This is a genomic window from Methylobacterium sp. 1973 (genome assembly GCF_040545035.1).
Classification (GTDB): Bacteria; Pseudomonadota; Alphaproteobacteria; order Rhizobiales; family Beijerinckiaceae; genus Methylobacterium; species Methylobacterium fujisawaense.
Map to the genome: position 1 here is coordinate 56,505 of NZ_JBEPLA010000015.1, position 25,099 is coordinate 81,603.

Consider the following 25,099-nt stretch of genomic DNA (forward strand, 5'->3'; position numbering starts at 1 on the left):
GCCCCCGGGCTCGGGCCACTGTCAACCGGCGGTCGGTGAGGCATGGTCCGTGCCGTCAGGCCGGGAAGGCCGCGCGGATCTGCTCGGCAAACCGCATGAACGCCGCGCTCGGCTGGCTGTCCCTGCGGTGGACCAGCAGGGTCTGGGCATGTCCGTCGCCATCCGGAAGCGGGTGGACCGATACGCGCCCGGCGCGGCGGGCGGGCTCCGCGACGACGCGCGGGATCAACGTCACGCCCAATCCGGCGGCCACGCAGCCGAGGATGCCGTCGAGGGTCCCGAATTCCATGCGGCGGACATGCACGAGGCCCTGCCGGGCCAGAAAGTCCTCCAGGCGCCTCCGGTACGTGCAGCCGGCCCGGAACACGAGCACCTTCGCCTCCCGCGCGCGGCCCAGCCGGTCGAGCAGCGCCGCCGGGTCGCCGACGGCCGGATGCGCCACAAGCACCAGGTCCTCCGTGAGCACCGGGATCGCGACGAGGTCGGCCTGCATGACCGGACCGGCGACGAAAGCCCCTTCGAGGACCCTGTCGAGAACCCGGGCGATCAGCTGCTCCGTCGGGCCGGTCTCCAGCTCGATGTCCACCTCCGGGTGGCGGGCGGCGAAGGCGGCGAGCGGACCGGGCAGGCGCAGGGCCGCGGTCGTCTCCATGGCGCCGATCCGCAGCGGTCCGCGCGGCTCGCCCTCGGAGAGCAGCGCATGCCGCGCCTCCGACAGCAGCCGCCCGACCTGGATCGCGTAGGGCAGGAGCCGCTCTCCGGCCCGGGTCAGCGTCACCCCACGGCTGCCGCGGTGGAAGAGCGGCACCTGAAGGGCCTGCTCCAGCGCCCGGATCCGCCCGGTGACGTTCGACTGCACGGTGTTGAGCCGGGCCGCCGCGCGCCCGATGCCGCCGGTCTCGGCGACGGCGGCGAAGAACATCAGGTCGGTGCTGTTCATGCCATCTGCTTTCGCGATGACATCCTTCTGAAGGAATCATTTTTTCTGCGTCAAGCGGGTCGATAAGCCTGAGATCCCGTCGGCGGCGCCGCGTGCGCGACGGAGGGTCGAGCCGGATGCGAAGCGGGGAGGGACCATGGCTCTGAGGACACGACTCACCGAGGCCTTCGGGCTGCGCCATCCGGTCGTGCTGGCCCCCATGGACCCGGCATCGGGCGGGGCCCTGGCTGCGGCCGTGAGCGCGGCCGGCGGACTCGGGCTGATCGGCGGCGGCTACGGCGATCACGACCGGCTCCAGCGGGAGTTCGCCGCCGCCGGCAACCAACGGGTCGGCTGCGGCTTCATCACGTGGTCCATGGCCCGGGACCCGTCGCTCCTCGACGCGGTGCTCGCCCGCGCCCCCGCCGCCCTGATGCTCTCCTTCGCCGATCCCGCCCCCTTCGCCGCGCGGATCCGGGCGGCCGGCGTGCCCCTGATCTGCCAGGTTCACACCCTCGCGCATGCCCGGCGCGCCCTGGAGGTCGGTGCGGCCGTCGTGGTCGCCCAGGGGACGGAGGCTGGCGGCCACGGGCTCGCCGCGCGCGGGACGATGGCCTTCGTGCCCGTCGTCGCCGATCTGATCGCCCGGGAGCACCCGGAGACCCTGCTGCTGGCGGCGGGCGGCATCGCCGATGGCCGCGGTCTCGCCGCAGCCCTGGCCCTCGGGGCCGACGGCGTGCTCGTGGGCACGCGGTTCTGGGCGACCCGGGAAGCCCTGATCCACCCGGCCGCGAAGCAGCGGGTGCTCGCCGCGACCGGCGACGACACGGTGCGCACGCGGGTCTACGACATCGCCCGGCAGCGGCCCTGGCCGGCATCCTATACCGGCCGGCTCCTGCGCAACGCCTTCATCGACACCTGGCACGGCCGCGAGGACGCGCTTCACGCGGCCGCCGCCGAGCGGCGACGGGACGTGGAGGAGGCCGACGCGGCGGGCGATTACGATGTCGCCAACGTCACGGTCGGGGAGGCCGTCGGGCTGATCGAGGATCTGCCCGGGGCCGGCGACGTGGTGCGGCGGATCGCCGACGAGGCGGAGGCCGCGATCCGCCGCAGCGCCGGCCACATGGCGGCGCCGTGACGGCCTCGGCAAAGCGTGACTACGCAGGGCCGGAGCCGGCCGGAACCTCGGCGTTGCCAACGGCTTAGCGTGACGGCAAACCGCCGCGGTTGTTCACGCCGGAGTCGTCCATGCGTATCGGTCTGATCTCGGTCCTGTCCGGCCTGCTCCTGTGGAGCGCGACCCCAGGCGCAGCCCGCGCGGATGTGGTCGTGAACGTCGACAAGACCACCCAGCGCATGGAGGTTTCGGTCAACGGCCAGCCGCGTTATTCCTGGCCCGTTTCCACCGGCGTCGCGAGCTACGACACCCCGTCCGGCTCCTACCGGCCCTTCCGGATGGAGCGGACGCATTTCTCGAAGGAGTGGGACGACGCCCCCATGCCCTTCGCGATGTTCTTCACCACCCAGGGCCACGCCATTCACGGCACCAATCATGTCCGCAGCCTGGGGCGTGCGGCCTCGCATGGCTGCGTGCGCCTGTCGGTGCGCAACGCCGCGACCCTGTTCAACCTCGTCAAGGCCGAGGGCGTCGGTCGGACGCGGGTCGTGATCGAGGGCGCGGACGTCCCGATGGCGGATCGGGGCCAGCGGGGGACGCGCGTCGCCCGGCGCCGCAACCCCTATCAGCCGGACGATCTGCTGGCGGACAACGATCAGATGGGCCGCCGGTCCCTGCCGGCGTATTATCGTCCCGCCGGGTCCGGCTACGCGCCGGCTACCGTCTACGGATACCCGGCCGAGACCGACGAGATGGACGGCTGGTAGCCCGGCCTCGGACGGCATCGTCCAGGCACGATCGTCATGCGCGGCCGCCGCGACCCATTGCCGAGAGCGTGATGCCGGCCTAGCTCCTGCGCGGCCATCAGAGCCTCTCGCGGCCGATGCTGCGATTTCAGACGGACGGAGACACCCCCAAGATGCCCTTCGCTTTCTGCCGCTCCCTCCCCTTTGCCGCCCTGGCGCTCGCGGCGGCCACCGTGCCGGGTTATGCCCTCGAGGTGACGCGCTCGGCCGACATCGCCGCGCCCCCGGCCAAGGTCTGGCAGACCATCGGCGAGTTCTGCGGCATCGGCGACTGGCATCCCGCCATCGAGAAGTGCGTCCTCTCCGACAAGGACGGCATGAAGGTCCGCACCCTCAGCCTGAAGGGCGGCGGCACCATCAAGGAGGAGCAGGTCTCCCGGGACGACAAGGTGATGAGCTACACCTACACGATCCTGGAGAGCCCGCTGCCGGTCTCGGACTACAAGTCCACGCTCTCGGTCGCCCCCGCGGAATCCGGCTCCAAGGTAACCTGGACCGGAACCTTCAACGCCAAGGGCGCGCCGGACACGGTCGCCAAGGACGCGATCCAGGGCATCTACGATTCCGGCCTGAAGGCGATCTCCGAGAAAGCGAAGTAGGCTCCGTCACGATTCGGAGCGCGCTGCCGGACCCGGTCGTCGGCAGCGCGCGCCAACCTCTTCTGAAGACAGCCTGTTTCGCGGTCTCGACCCTGACCGTCCGCCCGCCGCGCCCGATCGGCCTGCGGCCGGGGCGATTGACCCACTGCCAAGCTCGGCTCACAACCCCGGCGGCGCAGCCCGTGCGCCCCAACAGGATGACAGCCGTGCCCGCGTCCCGTCGATCGATGCGTCTCAGCCTCGCCGCCCTCGCCGTCGCGGCGTTGGGCGCCTGTCAGCAGCGCGCTGCGCCCGCGGTCTCCGAGCCCTCGCCCGTCATTCCGGCCCCGATCGTCCTGCCGACGGGCAGCGGCTGCGGCCCTGAGATCGCCCGGACCAAGGCGATCGTCGACAGCGACGTGGCCACCGGCAATCTCAACAAGCCCGTGGGCGACCGCTTCGGCGCCGACCTCGCCCAGGCTGCGGCGGAATGCGCGGCCGGCAAGTCCGGCGAAGCCCTGCACCTGCTCGCCGCCGCCAAGAGCCGGTATGGCTATCGCTGAGCGGACCGCGGCCGGTCCGACCCGCTCGCGCAGGATCGGCCGCATCCCCTTGACGGGCTGAGCTTTGCGACATCCCGAGCGGTTCCGACCCGCCCCCATCCGGAAGCGGCGGAGCGTTGCCGAGCCTGCACGAAGGGCCGTCCAGCCGGCCGCGCCGCTTTCTGCAGGCCGCCGCCGCGGCCGTGGATGCGGGTGTGTTCGCACGGGGGTGCGGTCCGGGACGTAAACCGCGCCGGAGCGGATGCCAGAGTCCGGCTAGATCACGAACAGCAGGTTCAGTCCGGCGCGCCGAAACCCTTCCTCGGCGATCTTCAAATCGAGCCCATAGGACGCGATGTCGTCCGCGACCGGGTCGAGGGTCGGCGCCCGGTGCTGGTGCAGGTGCTTGATGTAGCTGTGGCAGGTCGTGCAGGTCTCGACCTGGACGTCCTTCGAGACCTCGTCGAGGCCGTAATAGCTGACGCCCTCGCCGTCGCCGCAGGCGGTGCAGCGGATCCGGACGTGATTCCAATACGTGCCGCAGAGCGAGCAGCTCAGGTAACGCGCCTTGTCGGCCGGGGTCCAGGCGACGATGACGCTCGCCACAGGCGCGCCGCCGCAGCAGGGGCAAACCCCGTCGGCTACGGGCTTCAGGGTCTTCGTGTCGAGCCGCGCAGCCTGCTCGGCAAGACGGACCTGCAGGACCGCCGAGACGAACACGCATTCGGCGATCCGGTCCACCGGCAGCGCCCCCTCGAAGACCTGGAGGGCCAGATCGAGGCGATCCTCCCGGGACGCCGCACGCAGGCTCTCGCGCGCCGCGACCGAGGCCTCAGGCGCCGTCGTGAGGTCGAGTTCGGCGAGCAGCGCCAGGAGCCCGTCGTCGAACCCCCGGTCCGCCTCGAGGCTATGCCGCGATAGGGGCGGCATGCCGTGCTCGCTCCGCAGCGCCAGATCGGAGGCCTCCGGAAGCGATGCCGGCGGCCCCTTCGCCTGGATCACGGCCTGAGCCCGGGCGACCTCGGCGACGAACCGGAGATAGGCCTCCATCGGATGCCCGGGGGCCGCCTCGAGAAGGCGCGCGGACCGGTCGGCGAACAGCCGTGCGGGATCGGGCAGGCGGACGAAGGGCACCGACCCGGAGATCCCGATCTTGTCGGGATCGGGCTTCAGCTCGCTGAAATCCCGGCGGCGGGGGCTCGTCGCGGGTGCTGCGGTCGGCGTCTCGTCCGCGGCCGGAGCCGCGGATTTCCGCTTGAAGAAACGGGCCAAGGCTCAGGATCCGCGCTTGTCCACCGAACCCCGGCGGCCCGTGCCGCCGGCCATCTGACGGAACCACTTGCGGTGATGGCGGTAGGCCCAGCCGCCCGTGACCGTGCCGCGGACCATCGCCCGGCCGGTGCCGCGGACCCAGATGCCGGCGTAGATGTGCACCACGATGATCGCGATGGCGATCACCGCGGCGAGGGAGTGGGCCAGAAGCGCCCAGCGCTGGGTCTCGATGGAGGTGAGGCCGCCGAAATAGGTGTTCCAGATCACGAGCCCGGTGACGAACATCACGCCGATCAGCGCGGTCTGCCCCCAGAACACGCCCTTCTGTCCGGCATTGTACTTGCCGAGCTCCGGGAGCCGGTCCTCACGGTTGGTGACCACGTCGCCGATATGCTTCGTCCACTCGACATCGTCCTTGTTGGGGATGTTGAGCTTCCAGAAGCGCACGAACAGGAAGAAGAAGCTGACCGCCAGCGCCACGCCGAACCAGGGATGGATCGCCCGGGTCGCCTGCCCGCCGCCGAACAGGCCGGTGAGAGAGAACAGGTAGGGCGTGAACATCGCCAGGCCCGACAGGGTCAGCAGCGTGAACAGGATCGCGGTGATCCAGTGGTTCACGCGCTGCACGCCGGTGTAGCGCGGGACGTACAGAACCTCCGTCGCCTCGGACTTGGCGTGGTGCAGGGGGCGGGGATCGCCGTCCCGGATGTCGCGGTGGATCGTCATCGACCTTCACTCGCCTGATGCGGCGCCGGCCCTGCGCCTCGGCGGAGGGGGCTCTGAAATTCAGGATAGGGCCTCTGGGCCCCGCCGTCTTCGGTTATCCGATCCCGCCCGTTTCCGAAGGGATCGCGGGTCCCCTCTCCCGTTCGGGAGAGGGACAGGGTGAGGGATGAGGACGATCCGGAGAAGGCGCAACCCGATCCCACGTCGACGACGTGCTCGATCCTGAACCTTCTCGACCCTCACCCCAACCCTCTCCCGCACGGGAGAGGGGGCGCGTCGCGTCTCCCGGGCTGCATTGGCAGCCCGGGATGCCGATCAATGCGGCCGGGCCTCGCCGCCGCCGGTCTCCCGGCGCTTGGCCTCGTCGTATTCGACCGCCTCTTCCTCCTCTTCGGGCACGACCTCGTTGGGGCCGGCCGTCACGTAGTGGAAGAAGCCCGCCACCGCGGCGAAGCCCATGGCGGCGAGACCGAACACCTTCGCTCCGCCCTTCCAGAAGGCGACGAGCGGCGAGATCTTCGGATCGTTCGGCAGACCGGCGTAGAGGCTCGGCTGGTCGGCGTGGTGCAGCACGTACATGACGTGCGTGCCGCCGACGCCGGCCGGGTCGTAGAGGCCGGCATGCGCGAAGCCGCGCGACTTCAGATCCTCGACGCGGTCATGCGCCTGGTCGATCATGGCCTGCTTGGTGCCGAACATGATCGAGCCGGTCGGGCAGGCCTTGGCGCAGGCCGGAGCCTGACCCACCGCCACCCGGTCCGAGCACAGGGTGCACTTGTACGCCTTGTGGTCGGTCTGGCTGATGCGCGGGATGTTGAACGGGCAACCCTTCACGCAATAGCCGCAGCCGATGCAGTTCTCCTCGATGAAGTCGACGATGCCGTTGGAGTACTGCACGATGGCGCCGGGGGACGGGCAGGCCTTCAGGCAGCCCGGCTCGGTGCAGTGCATGCAGCCGTCCTTGCGGATCAGCCATTCGAGGTTCTGGGTCTCGGGGTTCTCGTATTCGGTGAACCGCATCAGGGTCCACGACTTCGGGGTGAGGTCGTGGGGGTTCTGATACGTGCCCGTGTTGACGCCGATATCGTCGCGGAGGTCGTTCCACTCCTCGCAGGCCGATTGGCAGGCCTTGCAGCCGATGCACTTCGACACGTCGATGAGCTTGGCGACCTCCACCTGGCGGCGGATCTCCGGCGGCGTCTCCGTGGAGGCGGAACGCTGGCGGATGTCGAGGGAGCTGTAGTCGGCCATGATTCAGCTCCCCTTACGCGACGGCATCGGACGGAGGCGTGGTCGGCTCGATATTCACGAGCCAAGCCTTGAACTCCGGCGTCTCGGTGTTCGCGTCGCCCACGACCGGCGTGAGCGAGTTCGGGTGCCATCCTTTCTTGGTGTGGCCCATGAAGCCCCAGTGCTGCGGGATGCCGACGACGTGGACCGGCTTGCCGTCGCAGATCAGCGGCTTGATGCGCTTCGTCACCACGGCCTTCGCCTTCAGGGAGCCGCGCTTCGACCAGACGCGGACCCAGCCGCCCTTGGCGATGCCCTTCTCCTTGGCGAGTTCCTCCGAGATCTCCACGAAGGCCTCCGGCTGGAGGATCGCGTTGATCCGGGCGTGCTTGGTCCAGCCGTGGAAGTGCTCGGTCAGGCGGTAGCTCGTCGCCGCGTAGGGGAAGTCCTTCGCGTCGCCGAGATCGGCCAGGTCGTCCTTGAAGATGCGGGCCGCGGGCGCGCCCTTGATCTTCGGGAAGGCGACGTTCTGCACCGGGGACTCGAAGGGCTCGTAGTGCGTCGGGAACGGCCCGTCGCGCATGAGTCCGCGGGTCCACAGGCGGGCGACGCCCTCCTGGTTGAGGATGAACGGACCGACGCCCTTATCGGGGGCGACGGTGACGCCGTAATCCGGCACGTCGAAGCCGATCCACTGCTTGCCGTTCCACTCGATGAGCTTCTTCTTCTCCGACCACGGACGACCCTCGGGGTCGCACGAGGCGCGGTTGTAGAGCACGCGCCGGTTGGCCGGCCACGCGAAGGCCCAGTTGGGCGCGATGCCGCGATCGCCGGGATCGGTGTTGTCCCGGCGGGCCATCATGTTGCCCTTCTCGGTGTAGCAGCCCGAGTAGATCCAGCAGCCGCAGGCCGTGGTGCCGTCGTCCTTGAGCTGGGCGAAGCCGTCGACCTGCTTGCCCGCCGGGATGACGGTCCCGTTGAGATCCGGCGTCGGCGCGAGCGTGTAGCCGTTGAGCTCGCGGGCGAGCTCCGTGGGCGTCGGCGACTCGGCGATCGCGTAGTCCCACTTCAGATTGACGATCGGGTCGGAGAAGGCCCCGCCGTCCTTCTTGTAAGCTCCGCGGATGCGCAGGAAGATCTCCGACATGATCTCGATGTCGGAGCGGCACTCCCCCGGCGCGTCCTGGGCCTGCCAGTGCCATTGCAGCCACCGGCTGGAGTTCGACAGCGAGCCTTCCTCCTCCACGAACAGGGTGGTCGGCAGTTCGAACACCTCGGTCTGGATCTTGGTCGGATCGACGTCGTTGTACTCGCCGTGGTTCTCCCAGAACCGCGCCGTCTCGGTCTTGAGCGGATCCATCACCACCAAGAATTTCATCTTGGAGAAGGCTTCCGTCATCTTGGCGCGGTTCGGGAACGACAGCAGGGGGTTGAAGCCCTGGATGACGTAGCCGGTCATCTTGCCCTGCTTGGCGAGCTCGAACCCACGCAGCACGTCGTAGGTCGGCACGTCGAGCTTGGGCAGGTAGTCGTAGGCCCAGTCGTTCTCCTTCTGGGCCTTGTCGCCCCACATCGCCTTCTGGAACGAGACGAAGAACTTGTTGTAGTTCTGCCAGTAGCTCGTCTGCCCCGGGCGCAGCGGCTTGAACTGCCGCTTGGCGATGTAGCTCGCGTAGTCGGGCTCCTTCTCCACGGGGATGTTCAGATAGCCGGGGATGAGATTGCTCATCAGCCCGATATCGGTCAGCCCCTGGATGTTGGAGTGGCCGCGCAGGGCGTTCATGCCACCGCCCAGCATGCCGATGTTGCCCAGCAGCGTCTGCACGATGCACATCGAGCGGATGTTCTGCGAGCCCTTGGAATGGTGCGTCCAGCCGAGCGCGTAGAGCGACGTCATCACCCGGTCGGGCGCGGCCGTCGTGGCGATCAGCTCGCAGACCTTGAGGAAGGTCTCCTTGGGCGAGCCGCAGATTTTCTCCACCATCTCGGGCGTGTAGAGCGCCACGTGCTTCTTCAGGAGCTGCATGACGCAGCGCGGGTGCTGCAGCGTCTCGTCGACCACGGCGTAGCCGTCGGGACCGATCTCGTAGTCCCAGGTGGTCTTGTCGTAGTCGCGCTTGTCCGCGTCGTAGCCCGCGAACAGACCCTCGCTGAAGTCGTAGCCCTCGCGGACCACGTACCCGGCGTTGGTGTAGGCGGAGACGTAGCGGTGCTGCAGCTTGTCGTTGTCGAGCAGGTACTTGGCCACGCCCGACAGGAACGCGATGTCGGTCCCCTGCCGGATCGGGCAGTAGAGATCGGCCACCGACGCCGTGCGGGTGAAGCGCGGATCGACGACGATCAGCTTGGCGTTGTTATGGGCCTTCGCCTCGACGACCCACTTGAAGCCGCAGGGGTGAGCCTCGGCGGCATTGCCGCCCATCACGGTGATCACGTCCGCGTGCTTGATGTCCATCCAGAGGTTGGTCATCGCACCGCGTCCGAAGGAGGGCGCCAAACTGGCGACCGACGGACCGTGTCAAACCCTGGCCTGATTGTCGAAGACCAGGGCCCCCATGCTTCGGACGGTCTTGTAGGTCAGCCACGCCGTCTCGTTGGTCGTGGCCGAGGCCGCCAGGAATCCGGTCGTGGTCCAGCGGTTGACCGTGAGATCGCCGTTCTTGGCCACGAAGTTCTTGTCGCGGTCCTCCTTCATGAGCTTCGCGATCCGGTCGAGGGCGAAGTCCCAGGAGACGCGCTTGAACTCCGAGGAGCCCGGGGCGCGATGGAGCGGGTACTTGGTCCGGGTCTCGGCGTGCACGAAGTCGAGGAGCGCCGAGCCCTTGGGGCAGAGCGTGCCGCGGTTGATCGGATGATCGGGGTCACCCTCGATGTGCATCACCGAGGAGCGCGCGTTCTTGGAGCGATCGCCCAGGCTGTACAGGATGACGCCACACGCGACCGAGCAATACGGGCACGTGTTGCGGGTCTCGCGCATCTGCGCGAGCTTGAAGGGCCGCACCGCGGCGGCCATAGCGGGCTCGAGTCCCCCGAACCCGAGGGCACCCAGCGAGCCGCCCGCGAGGCCGGCGCCGGCCCCCTTGAGCAGGCCACGCCTTGAGACCTGGACAGTCATCTCCGCCTCACAGAAAAGCGATCTGGTATAATTCCAGGGTGTCCCAAAAAAGCCCGCGCGAGGCAAGTGCGGTTGCGTGACACAGCAAGTCCCTGTGTCTCGGACGAAGCACCACGTTCGTCCGAGCCGGTATCATCCTGCCGAGAAACGATTTCTTTACTTGCTGGGGATCGCCGGATTCATCCCCGAGGGGCTCGCCGTGCGGTGCTCCAGCGGAGCCTGCGGCTCCGTGGCGGACGAGCCGCCGGGATTGGCCTGCGGAACCGGGCGGTTGGCGTTTTCCTTGGTCGATTGGCCGCCCGGGTCGGGCGCATCCTTGGCGGCCGATTGCTCGCGGGGAACCGGCGCCTGGCTCCAGCCGTCCTGGGCGCTGCGGGATTTGTCGCCCATCGCGTCGACCCCCTTGATCTCGCCCGGCTTGGTCTGCGCGAGGCACGGGGTGCCGACCGTCACCGCCCCGAAGAGCACCAGCATCATCAGGGGGATCGAGCGAGGCAAGGGACGTCTCCGGGGAACGGGCAGGGGGATGCGCGGGCAACGTGCCCTGCACCGCCCCAGTTCCGGCCTGCGACACCGCCCCTCCGAGAGGCCGCCGGATCGGACGACCCGTCGATGCGCCGGCGTCGGTGACGGCTCCTTAACCACGCCCTGCAACGCTGCGTGCTGGCAGGTGCGAGGATCGCCCCATCATGTCGAAGCCGCATCCGGAGCGCGCCTCCGAACTCGAACAGATTCCAGACGCAGCGCCGCTCCCCCCCGGCGTCCGCCGCCATCTCGGCCAGACGTTGCGCACACTCTATACCGATACGCTCTCGGCCCCCGTCGACGAGCGCCTCAAGGCCCTGATCGCCCAGCTCAGCAAGCCGAAGCGCTGACGCAACCCGCCACCGGCGCGATCGCCGGACATCCGGATGGGACAGGGCAGGGACCTCGCGTCGCACCGCCAGCGCCAGCGCCAGCGCCAGCGCCAGCGCCCCACCGGACCGAGGCCCACTCAAGTGCGCCAGCGCACATAAGATTGTTCGTTCTGAGAAACCCGATCCGGCATTGCGATTCTTCTCTCGCCGCGAAGATCCGGAGAAGATCCATGCGTTCTGGCGGCCTACTGCGCTGATCCGACTTGCATTCCGGCCGACGACGCCGTTCCTGAGCGAGCGATGCCATCCCGCGTGTCCGCGTCCTAGGCTTGACTTCGTTCGGTAAAAAGAACGATTTCCGGCGTCCGGGGATGCAGGTCCCCTGGATCGCAATCGCGCATGGCGGGGGATCGGACGTGATGAAGAACGCTGCAGGTCGCGGCCGGATGGCCCGGGCGATCGGGTTCTCCCTGCTGGCCGGTGCCGGCCTGTGGGCCTGCGTGCTGCCGGCCGCGGCCGAGACCGCGCTCCTCAACGTCTCGTACGATCCGACCCGCGAGCTCTATCGGGAGATCAACGCCGCCTTCGCGGAGGAGTGGAAGGCGAAGACCGGCGAAGCGATCACGATACGGGCCTCGCATGGCGGGTCGGGGGCGCAGGCGCGCACGGTGATCGACGGCGTCGACGCCGACGTGGTCACCCTCGGCATCCCGTCCGACATCGACGCGATCGCCAAGCTCACGCACAAGATCCCGGAGGATTGGCGCAGCAAGCTGCCCAACACCGCCACGCCCTACACCTCGACGGTGGTGTTCCTCGTCCGCAAGGGCAACCCGAAGGGCATCAAGGACTGGGCCGACCTGATCAAGCCCGACGTCAAGGTGATCACCCCGAACCCGAAGACGTCCGCCGGCGGGCGCTGGAACTTCCTCGCCGCCTGGGGCTACGCCTACGGGACCGACAAGGACGCCGCCAAGGCCGACGCCTTCGTCGGGCAGGTCTACAAGAACGTCCCGGTGCTCGACACCGGCGCCCGCGGCTCGACCGTGACCTTCGCCCAGCGCGGGCTCGGCGACGTGCTCCCCACCTGGGAGAACGAGGCCTACCTCGTGCTCCAGGAATTCGGGGCCGACAAGTTCGACATCGTCTCGCCGCCGAGCTCGATCTACGCCGAGCCGCCGGTGGCCCTCGTGGCGGTCAACGCCGAGCGGAAGGGCACCACCAAGGCCGCGCAGGCCTATCTCGACTTCCTCTACACCGACCGCGCCCAGGCGATCTTCGCCAAGCACCATTACCGGCCGATCCGCCGGGAGGCGGCCGCCCAGGCCGACCTCGCACAGCTGCCCGACATCAAGCTGTTCAAGATCGAGGATCTCCAGGGCTCCTGGGACGAGATCCAGAAGCGGAACTTCGATGCCGGAGGTCTGTTCGATCGGCTGAGCCGGGCCGGCCGCTGAAGGGCGCATCATGGTCGAGACGCACCGCCCCCGATGGACATTCCGTCGGCCGAGCGTGATCCCGGGCTTCGGGATCAGCTTCGGCTACACCCTGACCTGCCTTGGGCTGATCGTGCTCCTGCCGCTCGCCGGGCTGGTGGTGAAGGCGTCGGGGCTGGGCCTGTCCGGTATCTGGGACGTCGCCACCGACCCGCGGGTGGCGAGCGCCCTGCGGATCAGCTTCGGCGTCTCCGCGCTTGCGGCCCTCGTGGCCTCGACCTTCGGCTTCCTCGTGGCCTGGGTTCTGACCCGCTACCGCTTCCCCGGCCGCAAGCTGGTCGACGCGGCGGTCGACCTGCCCTTCGCGCTGCCGACCGCGGTCGCCGGTATCGCGCTCGCCTCGCTCTACGCGCCGGACGGGCTGCTCGGCGCGCCCCTCGCACGCCTCGGCATCCAGGCGGCCTACACGCCGTTGGGCATCTTCATCGCCATGGTGTTCATCGGCCTGCCCTTCGCCGTGCGGACCGTCCAGCCGCTGATCGCCGAGATCGACAAGGAGATCGAAGAGGCCTCCGCGACCCTCGGGGCGACGCGGTTCGCCACCCTGACCAGGGTCGTGCTGCCGCCGCTGATTCCCGCCGTGCTCACTGGCTTCGCCCTGGCCTTCGCCCGGGGCGTCGGCGAGTACGGCTCGATCATCTTCATCGCCGGCAACCTGCCCTACGTGTCGGAGATCGCGCCGCTGCTGATCGTCATCAAGCTCTCCGAGTTCGATTACGGGGGCGCGGCGGCCATCGCCACGATCATGCTCGGGATCTCGTTCCTGACGCTGCTGGCCATCAACCTGATCCAGGCTTGGTCACGGAGGCGGTTCGGCTATGTCTGAGATCTTCTCGCCCGCCTTCGTGCCGGCCACCAAGCAGGGTCCGGTCGCCTCCGAGGGAGCCGCGACCCGCACGGTCCTGATCGGGATCGCGGTGGCGTTCCTGGCGCTGTTCCTGGTTCTGCCGCTGTTCGCGGTCTTCATCCAGGCCTTCTCGAAGGGGCTCGGAGCCTTCCTGGACGCGTTCCGCGAGCCCGACGCCTGGAGCGCGATCCGCCTGACGCTCACGGTGGCGGCGATCGCGGTGCCGTTCAACGTGGTGTTCGGGCTGGCGGCCTCCTGGGCGATCGCCAAGTTCGAGTTCCCCGGCAAATCGCTGCTGATCACCCTGATCGACCTGCCGTTCTCGGTCTCGCCAGTGGTCTCGGGGATGATCTACGTGCTGCTGTTCGGCTCGCAGGGCCTGTTCGGCTCCTGGCTGATCGATCACGGCATCCAGATCCTGTTCGCGCTGCCGGGGATCGTGCTCGCCACGGTGTTCGTGACCTTCCCGTTCGTCGCCCGCGAGCTGATCCCGCTGATGCAGGAGCAGGGCACCGCCGAGGAAGAGGCGGCGCTGACGCTCGGCGCCTCGGGCCTGCACGCGTTCCGCACGGTGACGCTGCCCAATATCCGCTGGGGCCTGCTCTACAGCGTGCTCCTCTGCAATGCCCGGGCGATGGGCGAATTCGGCGCGGTGTCGGTGGTGTCGGGCCACATCCGCGGCCTGACCAACACCATCCCACTCCACGTGGAGATCCTCTATAATGAGTACAACTTCGTCGCCGCATTCGCCGTCGCTTCGCTCCTCGCCGTCCTTGCCCTCATCACCCTCGTCCTCAAATCCGTCCTCGAATGGCGCTTCGCGGGGGAGCTCGCGGGCGGCCGGTCTCATTGACCGGCCCTCCACGGCCATCCGGGTCGAGAACGTCTCGAAGACCTTCGACACCGCGGCGGTGCTGCACGACCTCTCCCTCGACGTGCGGGCGGGCGAGCTGATCGGATTGCTGGGCCCCTCGGGCTCGGGCAAGACGACGCTGCTGCGGATCATCGCCGGCCTCGACGCGCCGGACAGAGGACGCATCCTGTTCGGGGACGACGACGCGACCGGGCTCGCCGTGCAGGAGCGCGCGGTGGGCTTCGTGTTCCAGCACTACGCCCTGTTCAAGCACATGAGCGTGGCCGACAACATCGCCTACGGCCTGAACGCGCGCCGCCGGGCCGACCGGCCGGCCAAGGCCGAGATCAAGCGCCGGGTCGGCGACCTCCTCGACCTGATCCGGCTCTCGGGCTTCGGCGACCGCTACCCGTCGCAGCTCTCCGGCGGCCAGCGCCAGCGGGTGGCGCTCGCCCGGGCGCTCGCCGTCGAGCCGCGGGTCCTCCTGCTGGACGAGCCCTTCGGCGCCCTGGATGCCCAGGTCCGCAAGGACCTGCGCCGCTGGCTGCGCGAGATCCACGACCGCACCGGCCAGACCACGATCTTCGTCACCCACGACCAGGACGAGGCCCTGGAGCTGTCGGACCGCGTGGCGGTGCTCGACCGCGGGCGGCTGGAGCAGGTGGGCACTCCCGACGAGGTGCAGGAGAACCCGGCCTCCGCCACCGTGATGAAGTTCCTCGGCGATTCCGTCGAGGTGGAGGCCATCGCCGAGGGCGGCCGCGTGCTGGTCCGGGGCCGGGAGACGCCGGTTGCGGCGCCGGCCGGGACCATCGGTCCGGTCAAGCTCTACGTCCGGCCCTGGCAGTTGCAGCTCGCCGAGCCCGAGGCCGCGCATCTCTCCGGCACCGTGCGCAGCTCGTACAGGACGCAGGGGCGTCAGCGGATCGAGGTGGTCGATGCCGAGGGGCGCGTGCTCGCGGTGGAGGATTTCGACGGGGTCCGCTACGCGGCCGGGCACCCGGTGGGCCTGCGGATCAACGGCGGCCACGTGTTCGGGTGACGCTCGCCAGCGGCAACGCAGCATCCTAGGCTCCCGACCATGACCGTACCGAGTCGCGATCCCGCACCCGATGTCCTGGCCGCCATCGGCCAGACACCGCTGATCCGCCTGCGCCGGGCCTCCGAGGCGACCGGCTGCGACATCTACGGCAAGGCCGAGTTCCTCAATCCCGGCCTGTCGGTGAAGGACCGCGCGGCGCTCTCCATCGTGCAGGACGCGGAGGCGAAGGGCCTGATCCGGCCGGGCGGCACCATCGTGGAGGGAACCGCCGGCAATACCGGCATCGGCCTCGCCCTGGTGGCTTCCGTGCGCGGCTATCGGACCCTGATCGTCATCCCGGTCACGCAGTCCGAGGAGAAGAAGCAGACCCTGCGGCTCGCGGGTGCCCGGCTGGTGGAAGTCCCGGCCGTGCCCTTCGCCAATCCGAACAATTACGTCCATGTCGCACGGCGGCTGGCCGAAAGACTCGCCGCCACCGAGCCGGCGGGCGCCTTCTTCGCCGACCAGTTCGACAACGTCGCCAACCGGCAGGCCCATGTGGAGGGCACCGGCCCGGAAATCTGGGCGCAGACCGGCGGCCGGGTCGACGGCTTCGTCTGCGCGGCCGGGACCGGCGGCACGCTGGCCGGCACCGCGGAGGCCCTGCGCGCTCGCAACCCGCAGGTGCGGATCGCGCTGTCCGATCCGGAGGGTTCGGCCCTCTACGCGCATTACACGACCGGGACCCTGAAGGCCGAGGGCAGCTCGATCACCGAGGGGATCGGCCAGGGGCGCATCACCCGGAACCTCGAAGGCTTCACCCCCGATCACGCCTTCCGGATCCCGGACCGCGAAGCCCTCGACATCGTCTTCGGGCTGATGCGGGAGGAGGGGCTGTCGCTGGGCGGCTCGTCGGGCATCAACGTCGCCGGGGCGATCCGGCTGGCCCGGGAACTCGGGCCCGGCCACACCATCGTGACGATCCTGTGCGACGGGGCGGCCCGTTACGCCTCGAAGCTGTTCAACCCGGCCTTCCTCACCGAGCGCAATCTGCCGGTACCGGGCTGGCTCGACGCCCCGCAGGATCCCCTGCCGGACTGGCACGCCTGAGCCGCGGGACCGCATCCGGACTTTTCCGCATAAAAGCGTAGCTTGGCGTTGAACGGAACGGAATGTCGCAGCGTTTGAACGGTCACGCTCGCACCAGCGCGACCGTCCGGAGAACGCGACCGATGTCCCTCGTCACCATTCTGCTCATCATCCTGATCATCCTGGCCTTCGGCGGCGGCGGCTTCCTCGGCGGCGGTGCGTATCGCGGACCCGGCTTCGGCCTGGGCGGCATCCTCCTGATCGTGCTGATCGTCCTGCTGGCGACCGGGCGGCTGTAAGGCGGCCCTCTCCGCCTGGACGGACGCGCGCCGGCCTGCCGACGCTTCGTCCGCTCAGGCCATCGGGCGGGCGCAGGTCCGTCAGCCGGCACGGCGGCCGTCCCGGCAGCGCGCCGGCTAGCGGCAGGTGATCGCCACCACCGCCGGCGCGGCCGCGGCCGGTCCGCTCTCCGGCCGCGGTGCAGCCGCGGGAAGACCTTGCGCGGCCAGGAAGGCCGCCACCGCCCGCGCCGGCACCAGCGGCAGGCGCGCGGGCGGGACCACCCCGGCAACGCGGCGCGGGGCCGAGGGATAGCGGGCCACGAGACCGACGAGCCTGCCCGCGCGGTCGAGCACAGGCGCGCCGCCGGAGCCCGGCTGGAGCGCCGCGATCACATCGTCCCCGCGCGCCTCGCCGGGAGCGGCCAGGATCCCATCGGGACTCGGCGCGAGGGCGATCAGGTTGTCCTCGCCGGCGACGGGTTCGGTCCGGATTGCGGGCCGGAACGGGGCGGGGGCGCCTTGCACCTCGAGAAGCGCGAGGCCGGCCGGATCGGTGGCGAGCACACGCGCCGGCGCCGACCCGATCTGGGGCTGGGCGCACCCATCCAGCACGGCAGCGGCGGTCAGCACGCGTCCTGGCGCCACCACGAGGCCGGCGCCCGAAGCCGGAGCGGACGACAGGCTCGCCGGCCTCAGGGGCGCGGGGGCCTGCGGCTGGGGCACCGGATTGCCGGCGGCGCGGGTGGTCCCCGCTGGCGTCCCGGGGCTTGCCGGCATCTGCGCGGCCGGCGCTGCGGCGGGGTCCGGAAACGGCACGAAGGCATTCGCCACGGCGATGACGAGCCGGCCGACCTCCGGCGCGAGGGTGCGGTCATAGCCGAACAGGAAGCCGCGGACTCCCTCCGGACCGGACGCATAGCGGATATAGGACAATCCCGGCCCGGTCTCGGCGGTGACCACCACGGTGTCCGGCCGCCGCAGCTTGTAGGTCACCTTGTGGCCGGGGAGCGGCGCGGTGGCCTTCTCGAAGAGGGAATCCAGGGTCTCGGTCCCGGGCGGGAAGGTGCGGGATTCCAGGGTCACGCGCCCGTCCTGGCTCTGCCAGCGGGTTCCGGCGGGGAGGGCGGTGCGCTTCGCCAGCAGGCGCTCCGGCACCCCCAACAGGGCGCCGCTCCCGGAATCGACCGCGACGCGGAAGCGCGCCGCGTTCCGCGCGGCGGCACCGGCAGCCAGCAGCGCGGGCCGGCCGTGGGGATCGAGGGGATCGGCTCCCCCGGTCCGGACGCCGTAGGCGTTGAGCGCCTCGAAGGTCCGGCGCCCGAAGGCTCCCGACACCACGGCGTTGAAGTCGCCGGTCCAGACCAGGGCGTCCTGGACCGCCTTGCGGTCGGCCTCCGGCAGGGCCTCGAAGGTCGCCTTCGCCGCCTCGAAGGCGGGATCGGCGGGAGCCCCGGCAACGGGCGCCGGCCTCGGCGCGGTGCGGGCCGGGACCGGCCGGTCCTGAGCCTGAACCGGCCCAAGGCCGAGGGCGATCAGGATCGCGAGCGGTGTCACGCGCCGGGAGCGGCCGCGCGAGGCGCCCGGGAGCCGACACCGCGACGCATCACCCGAATCCATCGCCGCCCCCCGACCCCCGTCGTCGCGATCCTGGCAGAGGCCGCAGCGGCAGGCCAGACCAATCCGTCTCCGGCCACCGTGCGTCCGGGGCGACGATGCGCTAAAGGGCAGATGTCCGGTCCTGGGCGGCGGCCGGATTCCCGGATCGGTCGTCCGGCCATGCGATGCCGTCACGGTTCGACGCGGAGCCCGGCATGAGCGACACGAACACCACCTTCAAGAAGGCGCCCAAGCGCAAGGCCGCCAAGGGCAAGAGCATCAGCGTCTCTCCGGAGATGCGGCAGGCCTATGCCGACCTGATCCAGGAGCGCGCGGAGAAACAGGAAGTCTATGGCCGCCACCTGCCGCAGGATGAGACGCGCCGCCGGTAACCGGAGGCCGGCCCAGGAATGCGGCGTCGCCGCGATTCGTCCGGGCGGGCGATAGCGGGGCGTCCGGCTCAGACGCCGGATCCAGGCCGCACCGGCAGCCGCCGACCGACCCGGTAAGGCCGTCCATTCAGCGCTTGCGCACGAATTCGGTGCGCAGGACCAAGCCCTTGATGGTGTCGTGGCGGCAATCGATCTCGTGCGGATCGTCCGTGAGCCGGATCGACCGGATGACCGTGCCCTGCTTGAGGGTCTGGTTCGCGCCCTTGACCTTCAGATCCTTGATCAGCGTGACCGAATCGCCGTCGGCGAGGGCGTTGCCGGCCGCGTCGCGGACCGCCGCCTTCTCGGGGGGCGCGGCCGCGGACCCGGGCGGGAGCCATTCGCCCGTCGCCGCGTCGTAGACGTAGGCCTCGTCGTCGTTCACAGCCGTACCCCGGGTTCGGATCGGGGCCGGGTCCTGTCAGGATCTCGTGGGCCCGTCATCCGCGCGCGTCCCGGCACACCGAACCGGTCGCCGAATCGGCGCGGGACGCCGCGAGCTTATCCGATCGGGCCGGCCCCGCGCGAGAGCGGCGGGCCGGCCCGACGGAGTGCCTTACCGCTTCAGCGGGCCGGCCTCGATCACGTCCTCGACCGTGCGCAAGCCGGCGCGCGGGGAGTTGACGAGGCAGGCCATGTTGCCCGGCGGGTGCTGGTTCTTCCACATCTTGGTGTGGGCCTGGGGGATCTTGTCCCAGGGGAAGACCTCGCTCATGCACGGGTCGATCCGCTGGTCGAGCACGAACTGGTTCGCCGCCGAAGCCTGCTTGAGGTGGGCGAAGTGCGAGCCCTGGATGCGCTTCTGCCGCATCCACACGTAGCGGGCGTCGAAGGTGATGTTGAAGCCGGTCGTGCCGGCGCAGAACACCACCATGCCGCCGCGCTTCACCACCAGCGCCGAGACCGGGAAGGTCGCCTCGCCGGGATGCTCGAACACGATGTCGACATCCTGCTTGCCGGTGATGTCCCAGATCGCCTTGCCGAACTTCCGCGCCTCCTTGGTCCAGGCGTGGAACTCGGGGCTGTTCACCTTCGGCAGCTGCCCCCAGCAGTCGAAGTCCTTGCGGTTGATGACCCCCTTGGCGCCGAGGCTCATCACGTAGTCGCGCTTCGACTCGTCCGAGATCACCGCGATGGCGTTGGCGCCCGACGCCGCGCAGAGCTGCACGCCGAACACGCCGAGACCGCCCGAGGCGCCCCAGATCAGCACGTTCTGGCCCGGCCGGACCGTGTGCGGTGCGTGGCCGAACAGCATGCGGTAGGCGGTGGCCAGCGTGAGCGTGTAGCAGGCCGCCTCCTCCCAGGTGAGGTGCTTCGGCCGGTGCATCAGCTGGCGCGACTGCACCCGGCAGAACTGCGCGAAGGAGCCGTCCCCGGTCTCGTAGCCCCAGATCCGCTGGGTCGGCGAGAACATCGGGTCGCCGCCGTTGCACTCCTCGTCGTCGCCGTCGTCCTGGTTGCAGTGGACGATGACCTCGTCGCCGACCTTCCAGCGCTTCACCTTGGCGCCGACCTTCCAGACGATGCCGGAGGCGTCCGAACCGGCGATGTGGTACTCGCCCTTGTGCACGTCGAAGGGCGAGATCGGCTCGCCGAGGCCGGCCCAGACGCCGTTGTAGTTCACGCCCGCGGCCATGACGTAGACCAGCACCTCGTCGTCGCCGATCTCCCAGACCGGCAGCACTTCGAGCTGGTGGGACTGTTCCGGCGGCCCGTGCCGCTCGCGCCGGATCGCCCAGGCATACATCTTGGCCGGCACATGACCCAGCGGCGGGATTTCACCCATCTCGTAGAGGTCCTTGACCTCCCCGCCCGTCGGACTGATCGCAGCGCTCGCCGCCATCTCGCTCTCCTCTCGTCCCGCGTGTTTCTCACGGCCGCGGTTCTCCATCGCGCTATAGCGGTGATGCCGGAGGCGTCCAAGTGGGCCGAAAGTCGAAACCCGATGGTTTCCGACACGAAAAAGGCGTCGGCACAGGGCGGGCAGCCACGTATTCAAAATCGGCTTTCCGGCAGACCAAGTATTATTCGCCCCTCGCCATGACGGCGCCGGTCCCGAGACCTTGCGCGGCGGCGCCACCGCGGGCCTGTGCTGCTCCCGGGCGCCCCGCAAGCCTCGCCAGCTCTAAGTCATTGTTCTGACGCGTTCTCTCGCGCCAGACCAAAGGCCGCTCCTGCGAAGAACAGTTCAGGTAGACTTTATACCAGCAGCGACGATGCTGATCGGGATCGGCGCGGGATGCCATCCGTGACCGGATGGGACAGGGTCCTGCGGGGAGATCCCGCGTCGCCGCCTTCAAATCCCGCTGTTCCGGCGGGCAAGTTTTTTCATGGACCGCGGAGGCCCGCGGGGGGCGTCTTGCACTTCCGTCCCGGATGACGCGTGCCCAAGCCTTCGCTACGGTGTCCGCAAGGCCGCGTCCAGCGCGGATACAAAGATGACACGGAGGCGAGGAATGGGCGCGAGCGTCGCCGAGACCAAGAGCGACAAGTCGAGCCGCGACAAGCCCTGGATCATCCGCACCTATGCGGGGCACTCGACCGCGGCGGAATCCAACAAGCTCTATCGGGGCAACCTCGCCAAGGGCCAGACCGGCCTGTCGGTGGCCTTCGACCTGCCGACCCAGACCGGCTACGACCCCGACCACGAACTCTCCCGCGGCGAGGTCGGCAAGGTCGGCGTCTCGATCGCGCATCTCGGCGACATGCGGACCCTGTTCCAGGACATCCCGCTCGCCCAGATGAACACCTCGATGACCATCAACGCCACGGCCCCGTGGCTGCTGGCGCTCTACCTCGCGGTGGCCGAGGAGCAGGGGGCGCCGCTCGCCGCTCTCCAGGGCACGACCCAGAACGACATCATCAAGGAATACCTGTCGCGCGGGACCTACGTGTTCCCGCCCGCACCGTCCCTCCGGCTCACCAAGGACGTGATCCTGTTCACGACCAAGAACGTGCCGAAGTGGAACCCGATGAACGTCTGCTCCTACCACCTGCAGGAGGCGGGGGCGACGCCGGTCCAGGAGCTGTCCTACGCGCTGGCCATCGCCATCGCCGTGCTCGACACCGTGCGGGACGATCCCGAATTCGACGCCGCGAGTTTCTCCGACGTCTTCGGACGGATCTCGTTCTTCGTGAATGCAGGGCTCCGGTTCGTCACCGAGATCTGCAAGATGCGGGCGTTCTCGGAACTCTGGGACGAGATCGCCCAGGAGCGCTACGGCATCGACGACCCGAAGAAGCGCATCTTCCGCTACGGCGTACAGGTGAACTCCCTCGGGCTCACCGAGCAGCAGCCGGAGAACAACGTCCACCGCATCCTGATCGAGATGCTGGCGGTGACGCTCTCGAAGCGCGCCCGCGCCCGCGCGGTGCAGCTCCCGGCCTGGAACGAGGCCCTCGGCCTGCCGCGCCCCTGGGACCAGCAATGGTCCATGCGCATGCAGCAGATCCTGGCCTTCGAGACCGACCTGCTGGAATACGACGACATCTTCGACGGCAGCCACGTGATCGAGGCCAAGGTCGAGGCGCTGAAGGCGCAGACCCGGGCCGAGCTGGAGCGGATCGGCGGGATCGGCGGCGCGGTCGCGGCGGTGGAGACCGGCGCGCTCAAGCGCGCGCTGGTCGAATCGAACGCCCGGCGGATCTCGGCCATCGAGGCCGGCGAGCAGATCGTGGTCGGCGTCAACAAGTGGCAGCAGGGCGAGCCCTCGCCGCTCACCGCCGGGGAGGGGGCGATCTTCTCCGTCTCCGAGACCGTGGAGATGGAGGCCCAGACCCGCATCCGCGAATGGCGCGGTCGCCGCGACGCGAACGCGGTCGGTCAGGCCCTCGACGCCCTGGAGCAGGCGGCGCGCTCCGGCGCCAACATCATGCCCCCCTCCATCGAGGCCGCGAAGGCCGGCGTGACCACCGGCGAATGGGGCGCGCGCCTGCGGGACGTCTTCGGCGAGTACCGGGCGCCCACCGGCGTCACCCTTGAGACGGTCTCCAGCGGCGCGGCCGAGGACGCCAAGCTCCTGATCGCCGATCTCGGCGAGCGCCTCGGCGAGACGCCCAAGCTCGTCGTCGGCAAGCCCGGCCTCGACGGGCACTCCAACGGCGCCGAGCAGATCGCGCTCCGCGCCCGGGATGTCGGCTTCGACGTCACCTATGACGGCATCCGCCAGACGCCGGCCGAGATCGTCGCGAAGGCCAAGGAGACCGGTGCCCACGTGGTCGGCCTGTCGATCCTGTCGGGCTCCCACGTGCCGCTGGTGCGGGAGGTCCGTGCCAAGATGCGCGAGGCAGGGCTCGACCACATCCCGGTGGTGGTCGGCGGCATCATCTCGCCCGAGGATGAGCTGGTTCTCAAGAACATGGGCGTCCGCGCCGTCTACACGCCCAAGGACTACGCCATCGACCAGATCATGGTCGGGCTCGCCAAGGTCGTGGAGAAGGGTCTGGAGCGCCGGGACGGCCCATCGGACCAGCCGCGCGCGGAGGCACAAGTCTACTGAGACGCGGCGGCATTAAAGTTGAATCCACAGCTGCCATATCTCAAACAAGTTTAACCGTTTCCGCATCATGATGTCCTCGGTCCCCCTTTCGGGACCGAGGAAGAAGCGACATGCGCCCTGGCATCTCGATCGCGGCCAAACTCGGATTCTGCCTCGCCGCACTGGCTGTCCTGATCGCCGCGACGAGCGGCCTCTCCCTGACGGAACTGCGCAGCGTCAACGCCACCGCGGCGGAACTCCGCGACGTGCGCGTGCCGGCGACCGACGCGCTCGGCCGGATCGGCGTCATCATCATGCGGCAGCGGGTCAACGGCGGGCGGTTGATCACCGCCGACACGCCGGAGTTGCGGACCGAGGTCGCGGCCACGATCGCCAAACGCGACGGACAGCTCGCCGCTCAGTTCGCCCGCTACGAGGCGCAGCCGCTCACGCAGGCTGAGCGCGACGCCTACGCGGCCCTCCGGCGCCAGCTGGACGCCTACAGGGCGTTGCAGACGGAAGCCCTGGACAAGGCTGCCTCCGGCGACGTCGCCGGAGGCCAGCGGATCTACAACACCACGATGTCGACCGGCATCAATGGGGTTCTGGCCGAATGGGACCGGCTGGTCGACCTGAACGCCGCCGGCTCGCAGGCGAGCGGCGCGCGGATCGAGGCGACCTACGCGGCCGCCAACCGGAACATGCTGGTGCTCGCCGCGCTCGCGCTGTTCGTCGCGCTGGGCGCCATGGTGCTGGTGCTGCGCGGCGTCAGCCGGCCGCTGCGGGCGATCGCGGCGGCGACCCAGCGCCTCGCCGCGGGCGACGCGGAAGTGGGGATCCCGGGCCAGGGCCGGCGGGACGAGATCGGAGCCCTGGCCGGCTCCGTGCTGGTGTTCCGCGACAACCTCGTCCGCTCGCGCGCCCTGGAGGCGGAGACGGCGCTGGCCCGCGCGGATGCCGAGACGCAGCGCCGGACCGCGACCCGTGCCATGGCCGACGCCTTCGAGCAGGCGGTGGGCGGCATCGTCGGCGGCGTGTCGGCGGCGGCCACCGAGCTGGAGGCCACCGCCCGGTCGCTGACCGGTAGCGCGTCGGATGCCGCCGGGCAGTCCGGCACCGTCGCGGCCGCCGCCAGCGAGGCCGCCGCCAACGTCAACACCGTCGCGGCGGCCGCCGAGGAACTGGGCTCGTCCGTGCAGGAGATCAGCCGTCAGGTCAGCGGCTCGGCGGAACTGGCGCGGGTCGCCGTCGCGGAGGCGACCAGCACGGTGGCGCTGGTGCACGATCTCAGCGCGGCGGCCGCGAAGGTCGGCGACGTGGTGGCGCTGATCTCCGGGATCGCCGCCCAGACCAACCTTCTGGCGCTCAACGCCACGATCGAGGCCGCCCGGGCCGGCACCGCCGGACGCGGCTTCGCGGTGGTGGCGTCCGAGGTGAAGGCGCTCGCCGAACAGACCGCCCGGGCCACCGAGGAGATCACCGGCCAGATCGGGCGGATCCAGTCCTCCACCGGGCAGGCCGCGTCGGCGATCGACGGGATCGGCCGACGGATCCGCGAGATCGACGACGTGGCCTCGAGCATCGCGGCAGCCGTGGAGCAGCAGGGTGCGGCCACCCAGGAGATCGTCCGCAACGTCGCCGAGGCCGCGGTCGGCACCGGCGCGGTGACCGGGACGATCGCGAGCCTTGCCCACTCCGCCGAAGAGACCGGTGCGGCCGCCGCCCAGGTTCTCGGGGCCGCAAGCGAGATGTCGCGTCAGTCTGAGCATCTGGGGGCCGAGGTCGCGCGCTTCCTCGCCACGGTGCGGGCGGCCTAGGGCGCCCCCCTGACGGTTGGGCGGC

23 protein-coding genes are annotated in these 25,099 nt (G+C 69.8%); 14 read left to right on the forward strand and 9 right to left on the reverse strand.

The features are described from left to right. Nucleotides 1-55: 55 nt before the first annotated feature. On the reverse strand, nt 56-940 hold the full coding sequence (locus ABIC70_RS23530; protein ID WP_043383468.1) for a LysR family transcriptional regulator: 885 nt from the start codon (nt 938-940) through the stop codon (nt 56-58). A 136-nt stretch (nt 941-1,076) separates the two neighbouring features. Here ABIC70_RS23530 and ABIC70_RS23535 point away from each other — a divergent pair, with 136 nt between their 5' ends. From ABIC70_RS23535 to ABIC70_RS23550, 4 genes are all read left to right on the forward strand, one after another. Further along, on the forward strand, nt 1,077-2,060 hold the full coding sequence (locus ABIC70_RS23535; protein WP_075379819.1) for an NAD(P)H-dependent flavin oxidoreductase: 984 nt from the start codon (nt 1,077-1,079) through the stop codon (nt 2,058-2,060). Between the two features lie 110 nt (nt 2,061-2,170). Further along, the gene (locus tag ABIC70_RS23540) at nt 2,171-2,806 is read left to right on the forward strand and encodes a L,D-transpeptidase (RefSeq protein ID WP_354441383.1); all 636 of its coding nucleotides are present in this window, start codon (nt 2,171-2,173) and stop codon (nt 2,804-2,806) included. Between the two features lie 152 nt (nt 2,807-2,958). Beyond that, nucleotides 2,959-3,444, forward strand: coding sequence for an SRPBCC family protein (locus ABIC70_RS23545; RefSeq protein ID WP_043347923.1), 486 nt, complete (start codon nt 2,959-2,961; stop codon nt 3,442-3,444). Nucleotides 3,445-3,641: 197 nt separating this feature from the next. Beyond that, entirely contained in the window at nt 3,642-3,986 is a 345-nt protein-coding gene (locus ABIC70_RS23550) for a hypothetical protein (protein WP_081948680.1), read from the forward strand. Nucleotides 3,987-4,241: 255 nt separating this feature from the next. On the opposite strand, the gene fdhE is transcribed toward ABIC70_RS23550, so the two are convergent. The 5 genes from fdhE to ABIC70_RS23575 form a co-directional block, all read right to left on the reverse strand. After that, entirely contained in the window at nt 4,242-5,237 is a 996-nt protein-coding gene (gene fdhE / locus ABIC70_RS23555) for a formate dehydrogenase accessory protein FdhE (RefSeq protein ID WP_354441386.1), read from the reverse strand. Nucleotides 5,238-5,240: 3 nt separating this feature from the next. Further along, nucleotides 5,241-5,963, reverse strand: coding sequence for a formate dehydrogenase subunit gamma (locus tag ABIC70_RS23560; protein ID WP_075379820.1), 723 nt, complete (start codon nt 5,961-5,963; stop codon nt 5,241-5,243). 315 nt (nt 5,964-6,278) lie between these two features. Beyond that, nucleotides 6,279-7,214 (reverse strand): formate dehydrogenase subunit beta, encoded by a 936-nt coding sequence (gene fdxH, locus ABIC70_RS23565; protein WP_043756175.1) that lies wholly within the window; start codon nt 7,212-7,214, stop codon nt 6,279-6,281. Between the two features lie 13 nt (nt 7,215-7,227). Then, nucleotides 7,228-10,308: a formate dehydrogenase-N subunit alpha gene (gene fdnG / locus ABIC70_RS23570; protein ID WP_078947084.1), complete on the reverse strand. Its 3,081-nt coding sequence runs from the start codon at nt 10,306-10,308 to the stop codon at nt 7,228-7,230. 156 nt (nt 10,309-10,464) lie between these two features. Beyond that, a complete protein-coding gene (locus ABIC70_RS23575) occupies nt 10,465-10,806 on the reverse strand; it encodes a hypothetical protein (protein WP_053609177.1) in 342 nt (113 codons plus the stop codon). A gap of 191 nt (nt 10,807-10,997) precedes the next feature. Between ABIC70_RS23575 and ABIC70_RS23580 the strand changes: the two genes are divergently transcribed. The 7 genes from ABIC70_RS23580 (at nt 10,998) to ABIC70_RS23610 (ending at nt 16,770) form a co-directional block, all read left to right on the forward strand. Further along, nucleotides 10,998-11,183, forward strand: a complete 186-nt coding sequence (locus ABIC70_RS23580; RefSeq protein WP_043347894.1) for a NepR family anti-sigma factor — start codon at nt 10,998-11,000, stop codon at nt 11,181-11,183. Between the two features lie 401 nt (nt 11,184-11,584). Continuing rightward, nucleotides 11,585-12,622, forward strand: coding sequence for a sulfate ABC transporter substrate-binding protein (locus ABIC70_RS23585; protein WP_043347916.1), 1,038 nt, complete (start codon nt 11,585-11,587; stop codon nt 12,620-12,622). A 10-nt stretch (nt 12,623-12,632) separates the two neighbouring features. Next, the gene (cysT, locus tag ABIC70_RS23590; protein WP_043347891.1) at nt 12,633-13,487 is read left to right on the forward strand and encodes a sulfate ABC transporter permease subunit CysT; all 855 of its coding nucleotides are present in this window, start codon (nt 12,633-12,635) and stop codon (nt 13,485-13,487) included. After that, the gene (gene cysW, locus ABIC70_RS23595; protein ID WP_043347889.1) at nt 13,480-14,361 is read left to right on the forward strand and encodes a sulfate ABC transporter permease subunit CysW; all 882 of its coding nucleotides are present in this window, start codon (nt 13,480-13,482) and stop codon (nt 14,359-14,361) included. The genes cysT and cysW overlap by 8 nt, the downstream gene beginning before the upstream one ends. Nucleotides 14,362-14,419: 58 nt before the next feature. Continuing rightward, complete coding sequence (locus ABIC70_RS23600; RefSeq protein WP_043347886.1) at nt 14,420-15,403, forward strand: sulfate/molybdate ABC transporter ATP-binding protein; 984 nt, start codon at nt 14,420-14,422, stop codon at nt 15,401-15,403. A gap of 39 nt (nt 15,404-15,442) precedes the next feature. Beyond that, on the forward strand, nt 15,443-16,492 hold the full coding sequence (locus ABIC70_RS23605) for a cysteine synthase A (protein WP_354441391.1): 1,050 nt from the start codon (nt 15,443-15,445) through the stop codon (nt 16,490-16,492). A gap of 122 nt (nt 16,493-16,614) precedes the next feature. Then, complete coding sequence (locus tag ABIC70_RS23610; protein WP_085987623.1) at nt 16,615-16,770, forward strand: DUF3309 domain-containing protein; 156 nt, start codon at nt 16,615-16,617, stop codon at nt 16,768-16,770. A gap of 117 nt (nt 16,771-16,887) precedes the next feature. On the opposite strand, the gene ABIC70_RS23615 is transcribed toward ABIC70_RS23610, so the two are convergent. Beyond that, nucleotides 16,888-18,369 carry a S1 family peptidase gene (locus tag ABIC70_RS23615; RefSeq protein WP_502916037.1) on the reverse strand — a complete coding sequence of 494 codons (1,482 nt, stop codon included), beginning with the start codon at nt 18,367-18,369 and terminating at the stop codon, nt 16,888-16,890. A 194-nt stretch (nt 18,370-18,563) separates the two neighbouring features. Between ABIC70_RS23615 and ABIC70_RS23620 the strand changes: the two genes are divergently transcribed. After that, nucleotides 18,564-18,740 (forward strand): hypothetical protein, encoded by a 177-nt coding sequence (locus ABIC70_RS23620; RefSeq protein ID WP_167380409.1) that lies wholly within the window; start codon nt 18,564-18,566, stop codon nt 18,738-18,740. 127 nt (nt 18,741-18,867) lie between these two features. On the opposite strand, the gene ABIC70_RS23625 is transcribed toward ABIC70_RS23620, so the two are convergent. Continuing rightward, a complete protein-coding gene (locus ABIC70_RS23625) occupies nt 18,868-19,164 on the reverse strand; it encodes an alkylphosphonate utilization protein (protein ID WP_043347877.1) in 297 nt (98 codons plus the stop codon). Between the two features lie 171 nt (nt 19,165-19,335). After that, entirely contained in the window at nt 19,336-20,622 is a 1,287-nt protein-coding gene (ccrA, locus tag ABIC70_RS23630; RefSeq protein ID WP_043347875.1) for a crotonyl-CoA carboxylase/reductase, read from the reverse strand. A gap of 613 nt (nt 20,623-21,235) precedes the next feature. On the opposite strand from ccrA, the gene ABIC70_RS23635 reads away from it, so the two are divergent. Together ABIC70_RS23635 and ABIC70_RS23640 are read left to right on the forward strand one after the other, a co-directional pair. Then, complete coding sequence (locus ABIC70_RS23635; protein WP_043383488.1) at nt 21,236-23,278, forward strand: ethylmalonyl-CoA mutase; 2,043 nt, start codon at nt 21,236-21,238, stop codon at nt 23,276-23,278. Between the two features lie 110 nt (nt 23,279-23,388). Further along, nucleotides 23,389-25,074, forward strand: a complete 1,686-nt coding sequence (locus tag ABIC70_RS23640) for a methyl-accepting chemotaxis protein (protein WP_354441396.1) — start codon at nt 23,389-23,391, stop codon at nt 25,072-25,074. Nucleotides 25,075-25,099 lie beyond the last annotated feature (25 nt).

What these genes read in the sequence shown, in the direction of transcription:
- ABIC70_RS23530 (WP_043383468.1), bottom strand. Translation starts at nt 940, where the DNA reads ATGAACAGCACCGACCTGATGTTCTTCGCCGCCGTCGCCGAGACCGGC.
- ABIC70_RS23535 (WP_075379819.1), top strand. Translation starts at nt 1,077, where the DNA reads ATGGCTCTGAGGACACGACTCACCGAGGCCTTCGGGCTGCGCCATCCG.
- ABIC70_RS23540 (WP_354441383.1), top strand. Translation starts at nt 2,171, where the DNA reads ATGCGTATCGGTCTGATCTCGGTCCTGTCCGGCCTGCTCCTGTGGAGC.
- ABIC70_RS23545 (WP_043347923.1), top strand. Translation starts at nt 2,959, where the DNA reads ATGCCCTTCGCTTTCTGCCGCTCCCTCCCCTTTGCCGCCCTGGCGCTC.
- ABIC70_RS23550 (WP_081948680.1), top strand. Translation starts at nt 3,642, where the DNA reads ATGACAGCCGTGCCCGCGTCCCGTCGATCGATGCGTCTCAGCCTCGCC.
- ABIC70_RS23560 (WP_075379820.1), bottom strand. Translation starts at nt 5,963, where the DNA reads ATGACGATCCACCGCGACATCCGGGACGGCGATCCCCGCCCCCTGCAC.
- fdxH (WP_043756175.1), bottom strand. Translation starts at nt 7,214, where the DNA reads ATGGCCGACTACAGCTCCCTCGACATCCGCCAGCGTTCCGCCTCCACG.
- ABIC70_RS23580 (WP_043347894.1), top strand. Translation starts at nt 10,998, where the DNA reads ATGTCGAAGCCGCATCCGGAGCGCGCCTCCGAACTCGAACAGATTCCA.
- ABIC70_RS23585 (WP_043347916.1), top strand. Translation starts at nt 11,585, where the DNA reads ATGAAGAACGCTGCAGGTCGCGGCCGGATGGCCCGGGCGATCGGGTTC.
- cysT (WP_043347891.1), top strand. Translation starts at nt 12,633, where the DNA reads ATGGTCGAGACGCACCGCCCCCGATGGACATTCCGTCGGCCGAGCGTG.
- cysW (WP_043347889.1), top strand. Translation starts at nt 13,480, where the DNA reads ATGTCTGAGATCTTCTCGCCCGCCTTCGTGCCGGCCACCAAGCAGGGT.
- ABIC70_RS23605 (WP_354441391.1), top strand. Translation starts at nt 15,443, where the DNA reads ATGACCGTACCGAGTCGCGATCCCGCACCCGATGTCCTGGCCGCCATC.
- ABIC70_RS23610 (WP_085987623.1), top strand. Translation starts at nt 16,615, where the DNA reads ATGTCCCTCGTCACCATTCTGCTCATCATCCTGATCATCCTGGCCTTC.
- ABIC70_RS23615 (WP_502916037.1), bottom strand. Translation starts at nt 18,369, where the DNA reads ATGGATTCGGGTGATGCGTCGCGGTGTCGGCTCCCGGGCGCCTCGCGC.
- ABIC70_RS23620 (WP_167380409.1), top strand. Translation starts at nt 18,564, where the DNA reads ATGAGCGACACGAACACCACCTTCAAGAAGGCGCCCAAGCGCAAGGCC.
- ccrA (WP_043347875.1), bottom strand. Translation starts at nt 20,622, where the DNA reads ATGGCGGCGAGCGCTGCGATCAGTCCGACGGGCGGGGAGGTCAAGGAC.
- ABIC70_RS23635 (WP_043383488.1), top strand. Translation starts at nt 21,236, where the DNA reads ATGGGCGCGAGCGTCGCCGAGACCAAGAGCGACAAGTCGAGCCGCGAC.
- ABIC70_RS23640 (WP_354441396.1), top strand. Translation starts at nt 23,389, where the DNA reads ATGCGCCCTGGCATCTCGATCGCGGCCAAACTCGGATTCTGCCTCGCC.